The sequence below is a fragment of the Serratia sp. N21D137 genome, from assembly GCF_047530005.1.
Lineage (GTDB): Bacteria > Pseudomonadota > Gammaproteobacteria > Enterobacterales > Enterobacteriaceae > Chania > Chania fonticola_B.
The window spans coordinates 131440-139119 of sequence record NZ_JBLJAJ010000012.1 but is presented as its reverse complement, the minus strand read 5'-3'; the positions used below and the strand labels follow the sequence as shown (position 1 = coordinate 139119).

At 50.7% G+C, this 7680-nt stretch carries 10 protein-coding genes; 3 read left to right on the top strand and 7 right to left on the bottom strand.

Annotated elements, in window-relative coordinates:
- Nucleotides 1–190 precede the first annotated feature (190 nt).
- Nucleotides 191–1561 (top strand): hypothetical protein, encoded by a 1371-nt coding sequence (locus tag ACMV5H_RS12170; protein WP_414821901.1) that lies wholly within the window; start codon nt 191–193, stop codon nt 1559–1561.
- Between the two features lie 136 nt (nt 1562–1697).
- On the opposite strand, the gene ACMV5H_RS12165 is transcribed toward ACMV5H_RS12170, so the two are convergent.
- A complete protein-coding gene (locus ACMV5H_RS12165) occupies nt 1698–2435 on the bottom strand; it encodes a class I SAM-dependent methyltransferase (protein WP_179252111.1) in 738 nt (245 codons plus the stop codon).
- Between the two features lie 122 nt (nt 2436–2557).
- On the opposite strand from ACMV5H_RS12165, the gene ACMV5H_RS12160 reads away from it, so the two are divergent.
- Nucleotides 2558–3013: a GNAT family N-acetyltransferase gene (locus ACMV5H_RS12160; protein WP_414821900.1), complete on the top strand. Its 456-nt coding sequence runs from the start codon at nt 2558–2560 to the stop codon at nt 3011–3013.
- Between the two features lie 46 nt (nt 3014–3059).
- On the opposite strand, the gene ACMV5H_RS12155 is transcribed toward ACMV5H_RS12160, so the two are convergent.
- Complete coding sequence (locus tag ACMV5H_RS12155; protein WP_414821899.1) at nt 3060–3587, bottom strand: rhodanese family protein; 528 nt, start codon at nt 3585–3587, stop codon at nt 3060–3062.
- A gap of 7 nt (nt 3588–3594) precedes the next feature.
- Nucleotides 3595–3897, bottom strand: coding sequence for an ArsR/SmtB family transcription factor (locus tag ACMV5H_RS12150; RefSeq protein WP_179249280.1), 303 nt, complete (start codon nt 3895–3897; stop codon nt 3595–3597).
- 254 nt (nt 3898–4151) lie between these two features.
- On the opposite strand from ACMV5H_RS12150, the gene ACMV5H_RS12145 reads away from it, so the two are divergent.
- Nucleotides 4152–4286, top strand: a complete 135-nt coding sequence (locus ACMV5H_RS12145) for a DUF6404 family protein (RefSeq protein WP_373368414.1) — start codon at nt 4152–4154, stop codon at nt 4284–4286.
- 52 nt (nt 4287–4338) lie between these two features.
- On the opposite strand, the gene ACMV5H_RS12140 is transcribed toward ACMV5H_RS12145, so the two are convergent.
- Genes ACMV5H_RS12140 through ACMV5H_RS12125 form a run of 4 tightly spaced genes read right to left on the bottom strand, consistent with a single transcriptional unit; the run spans nt 4339 to nt 7677 of the window.
- The gene (locus ACMV5H_RS12140) at nt 4339–4596 is read right to left on the bottom strand and encodes a hypothetical protein (RefSeq protein ID WP_209530198.1); all 258 of its coding nucleotides are present in this window, start codon (nt 4594–4596) and stop codon (nt 4339–4341) included.
- A 58-nt stretch (nt 4597–4654) separates the two neighbouring features.
- Nucleotides 4655–5884: an MDR family MFS transporter gene (locus tag ACMV5H_RS12135; protein ID WP_218519011.1), complete on the bottom strand. Its 1230-nt coding sequence runs from the start codon at nt 5882–5884 to the stop codon at nt 4655–4657.
- 15 nt (nt 5885–5899) lie between these two features.
- A complete protein-coding gene (locus ACMV5H_RS12130) occupies nt 5900–6661 on the bottom strand; it encodes an ABC transporter ATP-binding protein (protein ID WP_179252108.1) in 762 nt (253 codons plus the stop codon).
- A complete protein-coding gene (locus ACMV5H_RS12125) occupies nt 6661–7677 on the bottom strand; it encodes a FecCD family ABC transporter permease (RefSeq protein ID WP_414821898.1) in 1017 nt (338 codons plus the stop codon). Before ACMV5H_RS12125 ends, ACMV5H_RS12130 begins: the two co-directional genes overlap by 1 nt.
- Nucleotides 7678–7680: the final 3 nt, after the last annotated feature.

Genomic DNA, 7680 nt, shown 5'->3' with positions numbered 1-7680 from the left:
GGCCCGAAAGGCAGGCGTGTGTTGTTTGCGGGGCTTGTTTTTCGTTGTTAATGGTTTAGTCATGAGTCACCTCTGAGTTACGAGTTTACTCACTTAATACCGTGTCCACTATTACTGGGTAAGATCACTGGTCTTAGGTAATGCATTTACAACTATAGATAAAGTTCCAGATCTAGGAGCACTTCCATTTGTGTTTCGTGGAGGCGATCGTGCTGATTTGGTTCATCCTAATAATGCCAATATCGCAACGTCAAATGGTTTCTCTGTTGTATCTACTGCGACAACAGGCTTGGTTTCAAACGTGACTTATGGTACCCCTGTATTTTCGGTAAACGCTCGAACTGGGACGGCTCAAGTACTCAATGACTTCACAATCGCAGGTAAAACAGCATTAAAGGTCGGGGATTATGGTATTGGTAAAGATTTTTTGCCTCTTGTTCCTGATGTAACATTGGCCTCTGATTATAGGGTTAATGGAGCATGGTACGTTACAAATACATATACAAGAGATTCGTTTGGGAATGTGCCTAATCATATGTTCAATATTTCAGGGCATGTAAATAAATCATATTGTGCTCAGCTATCAATTCAGAGGGATAATGATAAAATAGCTTTTCGTGGAATCAAAAATAATGTTGTAGGGGCATGGAATGAACTTGTTGTCAACAATACAGAAGCTCAAATAGTCCCCCCATTATTATCATCTGGCACTAACGGAAACAGATATTGCAAAATTGCAGAGCAATCAATAACGACAGTTTCAGCTAGAGGTATGCATTTTATGATTACCGGTGGGCGGAGCTATGCAGCTGCCAATCCAGGTCTTGATATAATGCATATCTATTTCAGTGCGAGGAACTCAACAACATCAGCATTGGCATCTACAGGTCTTCAAGTATTGAGAACTGGTCTCACATCAGGTGGTAACATTAGTGCTGGAGCCGTATATAATCCTACAACAGCGATGTGGGAATTATGGATTTCTGGAACGGGTTATAATTCACCGAGTATTTCATTAATTGGCAACGTTGTTTCAGGAACTCAAGGCTTAATACCTATTGAGACCAGTACCTGGACTGCGACTATGCCTACCGGTTTCGTGGCTGTTACAGAGAAGCGTGTTTGGACCGATTTCAACAGTACTGTTGATGCCAACGGGTTCTTAAAAGTGGCATCACCGATTGTTAGACTACAGGGTAACGGTTTCTGCACTCTTAACGATGAATCACAAGGTGTAACCACAGAGCGCATCGATTTAGGTGTATACGAGGTTAAAGGCTCATTAGGTTTCGCGCTGGAAGGCTGGAACATCGAAGTCCCGCAAGACGTCAACGGTAACCGCCTATGCTTCGTCGCTACCGAAGCGGCCGAAGACGGTACTATCACGGTCAGAGTCAGCAAACGCCGCTTTGATATTGATACCGCAGCAATCGTTGCAGGGGAGCCGATGGATATTCCTGAAGGGCGCTGGATCGATCTGCGTTTGGAGATGCCGCCGGTTGAGGAAGTTCAGAACGAGCCAGAACCTGAAAGCCACGAAGGCGAAATGGTAAGCGAGTAAGTTGTACCGACAGTGAAACGGTGTTGTCCTGAAGTTGCCCAGATCCGTTTGCTGTGAATAAGCTTGGAAAGTATTGGGGGGAGGCAGCCTCCCCAATATTGGATGTTTTAACGATATTTAATAAAGCGAAAAGCCATTACTCAGTGGGTTTTTGTACCGCCAGGATAAAGATCATCGGACGTTCTTTTTCTTCATCCAGTGCCGGGTTGTCGGCAATCTGCTGAACCGAGGGACCCCACTCGTTCAGGTAGCGGATAGTGAATCCCTGCTGGACCAGCAAATTGATATAAGTGCCCAGCATACGGTGCTGCTTGATCACTCCTTCCGCCAGCCAGTTGGAAATACGCTGTCCTTCTTGCTGATAGCCATTGATTGGCCAGGATTTTTGCCCTGCCTCATCCACCAACCAGCCCTGATGCTTTGGCGCAGTATAAATCGGGTGCTCGGCGGTAAAAATAAACTCTCCACCATTCACCAATGCCTGATAAACGGTTGCGAACAGCTTGCCGAGGTCTTCGATATAGTGCAGCGTTAGCGAGCTATAGACCAAATCAAAGCTGGCTGCCGGAAGCTGTAGCGCTTCCAGATCCTGCTGACGGTATTCAATCGCCGGATCTTTGGTCATCTCTTTTGCCTTGCCCAACATCTTCTCTGAAAGATCCATTCCCAGTACCTGGGCTGCACCTTGTTCACGAGCACTGCGGCAGAACCAACCGTAACCACAGCCAAGATCGACCACCTTTTTGCCCTGCAAATCGGGCAGAATGCTGCGGATGGTTGACCATTCCGGCGCGCCATCTAAACCCTGCACCGAACGGCTGAGCTGTGCATAGCCGTCGAAGAAGGTTTGATTGTCATAGATATTTTGCGACATAACGTCTCCTGTATTCAATAAACCGCATAACAGCGCGGCGCGTTAATGGTATTCGTTCAGCAACTGACTGCCAATAAAAATAGGGCATAATGTCGCTACCACAGAATAAATCAGGAGCTTGAGTGAAAATTATTTCGGTGCGTCAGGAGCCTGCCTATCGCGATGTGGCTATCGATTATTTCCAGCGTCAGTGGGCATCGCCAGAGACCATGATGCTGTATCAAGACTCGATAACCCGTTGTATCGATGCGGTAAACCCGCTGCCGCAGTGGTATTTGTTGCTGGATGGGGAAACCGTTGTGGGTTGCGCGGGTTTGATTACCAATGACTTTATCAGCCGTATGGAGCTGTATCCGTGGCTATGTGCGTTGTACGTCGATGAGCAGTATCGCGGGCAGGGATGCGGCGCATTGTTGGTCAATCACGTAGCCAAGGCTGCAGGCGAACTGGGATTTCCCCGTTTGCATCTGTGTACCGACCATGTGGGTTATTACGAGAAATTGGGGTTCAGCTTTGATGGGCTTGGTTATCACCCGTGGGGTGAGTCGTCACGGGTTTATTCGTTGGATCTAGCCTAACCTTGATGTTGGGGGCGCAGCGGCGCCCCTAAGGTTGGGCATCTCGCTATTTGGGTTGGTTCCAAGGCATTTTGGCCAACAGCGTCGCCATCCTGCAAAATCCGCTGATACCGGCAAATAGCAATCCAGCACCGACAAAGCCGGACAACAGGAAGAACAGGGGAGAGATTACATACCCCAAGATTGTCCCAGACAGAATAAGGGAGCCGGCAGCAATCTGCACCTGTCGCATGAGGGGGAGTGGCTGGTTGTTACCCTTGATGACAGCCAATCCCTGTTGCTTCCAGCCGTTGATACCGCCTTCAAGTAGATAAACCTTGGCAGGCGTTGCGGCCCCTGCCAATAGCGCTGCGTTTTCTGCCGTACGGCGGCCAGACTGACAGTGAAAAATCACCACATCCTGTTCACTAACGGCCTGCAGTTTGCCACCTTTCTCAATATCAGTCAGCGACAGCAAGCTGGCTTGGGCAATATGCTCGTGGGCATACTCATCCTTTCCGCGAATATCCAGCAACCGTGCTCCCTGCATGATTAATTTTTGCGCTTGCTGGGCAGTTATCGTTTCTATGTTCATGGTGTCCTCAGGGGCAATAAATGGCTTTTAGCGTGCTGATGACCTGCTGCACGGCGTTATTTTTAATTGAGTAGTTGATGCGCTGCCGATCGCGGGTGCTTTCAATCAGCCCTTCCTCGCGCATCTTGGCCAGATGCTGTGAGGTCGCTGATGGACTAAGCCCGGTAGCTAGCGCCAGCTCACCGGCACTGGTGCCTGGCGCGTCCACCAACATACAAAGGATCAACAGGCGGCGGGGGTTGCTCATGGCTTTGAGCAACGTCGCGGCGGCATTGGCGCTGGCAAGTAGTGAGGCGTTTTCGTCAGTCATTAATCATTTTAGTATTTTCTAAATTTAGTAAATGCTAAAGTAATTGACGGGAAAATGCACGTGTTTTTTCAAGCGTCAGACAAAGGCCAAACTTGGGTTCATTCACAACGATATATACCGGCTATAGGGAGCGGCGCGTGAGGCCTTCGTAAATCAGCTTAATGGCGAAAGCCCCGATTAGCTAACGCTCATACGCCTACTGTGTGTGGTAGGCGTTAAGATCTCATCACCGTCATTTATGTCGTTCTGGCTGAATGTGCTTTGCTTCGGCGGCTTTTTTGGCACTGTGTGGGGCCTGTTTATGTGGTTTACCGCCTGGCTTGATGATGGCGCTGTATCATTATTGGCGAAAACGGGTAAACAAGCTGCCGGACTGGGGCAGTCTTTAATTGGTGAGTGGGGGCAAAAGTCATTCACCTGGGCCCCCAGCAAGCTGTGCTGTCAGCCTTTCGGCAATAAAGCACCAATCAGTGAGGTAAACACGCCCCCAGTGGTAAAGGCATGCGCTGTTTTGTATTCCTCACCCTTAATGTCTTTAAATCTGGCAAGGGCCGCTTGCGGGGAGGTGGCTTGCAACTCTTCAAATTGCTTGGCATAGCCTTTATCTAACAGGTGCTTTTGATTATCTGCGAAATCAGGTACAGAGTTATCCAGTACCACAATCTGCTCGCCCTTCACGAAAAAACTGTAAATCACCATAGTATCTTCCTTAAGTTAGTGTCACGACGATCCCAGGATCGGATGAGTGTTGTGTGGTCTATTTTCGCATAGGGCGACAAATCACAACCATTGCTATTGCGCTGCAAAATGGGAAAAATGCCAGGTGTAGCCAAGGGAAAATGGCTTCATAGGAAGGAATCAATGCGGCGTCAAGCTGATTGCCAAGCAAGAAATTTCCCGCCAGTACCGCACACCCTCCGGCTGAGGCAAGCGCACCATAGTGTGCGCCCAACGTCGATTCGTTAGCAAACCATGGGATCAAGTCTTTCACTGAAGGCACCAGCAGCATTTGCCCCAGGGTCAATAACGTCACAAAACTGGCCGCAGGTAAAAGCCGGTATCCGTTTTCTGGCGGAGGGGTAGAAGCAAACAGCGCGACGCTAAGAAATGAGACGGAAATAAGCAGAAAACCCACGGGCAGGATGCGCGCAGCCCCGATGTGACGAGCAAAGCGTGCAAGCGGTAACTGTAGGGCAATAATCAGCAGCGATGCCAGCATAAACAACGGGCCAAGATCTTTTTCGCTGCCGCCGGCACGTTGGATCTCCACCGGCAGCGCAAAATATAACTGGTTATAACTTAACAGCCACGAGCTATAGGCGATAATAAAAGCGACAAACCGTGGTTTACGGAATGTCGTCCACCACGGAAGGATGTTTAGTGTCTGTTTTCTGACATTCGTAGCTGGAAGGCAGAAAAACAACACCACCAGTGCTATCACGAAGATACCCGCCCCTGCCAGTGCAACCTGACGAAAACCCAACCCTGTCAATAATGCTCCTGCCACCGGCCCCAGTACAGCCCCCAGCTCTCCGCAAACCGCAAACAACGCAAACCATTCCGCCCGGCTGCGTTTCCCTTGTAATTCGCTTTGCGTTCCAGCCTTTGCCAGTAACGCTTCGATTGATGGAGAGAACAGGGCACCGCCGATGCCTGTAAGACAGGCACCAATGATAATCGGAGATAGTGACTCGCCAAGAGCCAGTAGCAGGTAGCCTGCCACACGGATCATGCAGCCGCAGAGGATAATGATACGTGCGCCGTAGCGATCGGATAACGCACCACCAACGATAAACATGCCTTGCTGGGAAAACGTTCGCAAACCTAATATCAGCCCGATGAGTCCGCCGGACAGCATCATGTCGTCGCGTAAAAACACGGCCAGAAACGGCACAACGGCGTAAAAGCCAATATTAAAAACAAACTGGCTGCCCAGTAATACAGGCGGCCAGACCTGAGTCACTGACCGTAGAATTGGCAAAGGCATGCTAATAACCCGGTATTAAGCGATGTAGTGGATATGTTTTTTTCCGTGGAAGGGCGAAATTTCAATCTTGGTCTCTACTTTGAATACATCCCAAAGCAGAGACTCTGTGAGGATCTCCTGCGGGCTACCAGCGGCGACGATCTGCCCTTGTTGCATTACAATCAACGAGTCGCAGAACATGGAGGCGTGGTTGAGATCGTGAATAGCCACAATGCTGGTCACTGGCAGTTCGCTGACGAGTTTCATCAACTGTATCTGATGACGGATATCCAGATGGTTGGTCGGTTCATCCAGGAGGATCTCCGTCGGCGATTGTGCAAGAGCTCGTGCAATGTGAACACGCTGGCGTTCGCCACCCGATAAACTCTGCCACCCCTGTTCACTCTTACCAAGCATATCCACGCGCTGGAGCGCGGCAGTGACAGTATCGTCATCCTGCGTGGTCCAATTGGAAAATGGAGAGTGATGGGGAATTCGCCCCAGTTTGACCACGTCGACAACGCGCATATTGGCCTCGGTCATGCCGTGCTGTTCCACAAAGGCCACCCGACGCGCCAACTGCTTTTTGGTTATCTGAGCGATATTTTGCCCGTCCAGCGTGACAGTACCTGAGTGGGGGCGCCGTAATCCAGCGAGGATCCGCAGCAGTGATGACTTTCCGCAGCCATTAGGGCCTAGTAATCCGACGGTTTCACCATTCGAAACGCTCAACGAGACGTTGTTGACGATGATTTTTTTACCTACACTCCAGGTAATATTTTCAGCGGCGATACTCATCACTTATTCCTTGAGCGGTAGATGATAACGGCAAAGAACGGCACGCCAACCAGCGCGGTAACCACGCCGACCGGAAGACTTTGCGGGGCTATCAGTAAGCGCGAAGCTATATCGGCCAGCACCATCAAGATGGCACCTGCCAATGCGCAAGTGATAAGTAACCTGCGGTGCAATGGCCCAAAAAAGAAGCGCATGACATGCGGAACGACCAAGCCCACAAAGCCGATGGAACCAGCCATGCTGACGATGGTTGCTGTGATCAGCGCAGTGATGGTGAACAGGAGCAGGCGGACCCAGGGCACGGCGATGCCCAGCGAGGCGGCTGCATCATCGCCAAAAGTGAAGGCATCCAACGCTCGAGAATAGTAAAGGCACACTGCAAGCCCTACCAACACGACTACCAGCACCAGTTGAAACTCAGGCCATCTGACGCCGCTGAAACTGCCCAACAACCAGAACATCACGTCACGCGCCTGCTGCGCGCTAGCGGATGTGCTGATGGTGTAAGCGGTAATCGCGTTGAAGAGCTGGGACGCAGCAACGCCCGCCAGAATGGTGCGCTCATTGCCTCCACGTGCGCCATTGGTCAAAAAGGCGACAAAGGCAAAAGCGGCAAATGCCCCCGCAAATGCCCCGGCAGAGAGCGACACGGCGCCGGTGCCGACGCCCAATACAATCACTGAAACCGCGCCGGTTGAAGCGCCCGCAGAAACGCCAAGCACATAAGGCTCTGCCAGCGCATTTTTCAGCAGGCTTTGCAGCACCGCACCGCATATGGCCAACCCGGCGCCGCAGCAAGCCGCAACAAGCGCACGGCTCAGGCGAAAGTCCCAAATCACACTTTCGTAAATGCGGCTAAGGGGCACTTCTGTCAGCCCGAGTTTATTGCTTATGGCATAGAACACGCTTCGCAGCGGGATAGAAAGCTCACCCACGCTAACGCCAATCGCGATCACCAGCACTAGCAACACCACTGAAAAAACAGTCGACGCGGCTAGCAGAAACGTCTGTTTCATCGG